Origin of the sequence: Bartonella sp. CM120XJJH (genome assembly GCF_042194715.1) — a bacterium.
Lineage (GTDB): Bacteria > Pseudomonadota > Alphaproteobacteria > Rhizobiales > Rhizobiaceae > Bartonella.
The window spans coordinates 1-699 of sequence record NZ_JBHINE010000112.1 but is presented as its reverse complement, the minus strand read 5'-3'; the positions used below and the strand labels follow the sequence as shown (position 1 = coordinate 699).

At 45.1% G+C, this 699-nt stretch carries 1 protein-coding gene; it reads right to left on the bottom strand.

Going from position 1 to position 699, the window contains the following annotated elements:
* Window positions 1-699 (bottom strand): ShlB/FhaC/HecB family hemolysin secretion/activation protein (locus tag ACFIKU_RS10070; RefSeq protein WP_375657425.1); only part of this gene is annotated, 699 nt, incomplete at both ends.

Below are 699 nucleotides of genomic sequence, written 5' to 3'. Positions count from 1 at the left end.
CGAGGCTCCCGCCAAAACTGTTTTTGTTTACATTATTGGCCACGGCCCCCAGATCAAGCGCCATATAAGGGGCAAATTGGCTCATAAATTTACGCCCCATTCTCGAAGAAAAACCTGGCAACAACAGCGACAATTCATTGCGCCAAAATACCCCATTATTGCCGTAATAAATCGCCTCACGCACCCCACGCACAGAGGAACTACCACCAAGCGATATTTGCTCTGAACTAAACAACGTGTCGGGTGATAATTGTCCTGAAAACAGCGTGTTATAGCGAAAGTTATATTGTTTGAGCGAAAAAGGACGCACGTAGCCTAGGGAAAAAGACAATTTGGAAAATTGCCCTGTGGGTGAATTTTTTGTTGCATTCTCTTGCTCTTTATCGTCATAAGCGCCAAGAATTGCCAACCCTTTATGAAACCCTATATGCGCGCTTAATTCTCCTCCAAGCCACTTGCGCGAGTGATCAAGCTCAAAGGTTGCAATAGCCAATTTACGGCTGGAAACATCAACCCGACTGCCCATAATAAAATTATCAGAATATTTCCATGTCAACCGTCCTGTAACCCAGGTCTTTCCCTCTTGATCACGGTCGATAACCCGTGAAATCCACGGTGTCAGCGATAAAGACTTGCCCGCAGTCATAATATCGGAAAATATTCCCTTAACACTCGAATGATATTGGCTCCACGTCCCAT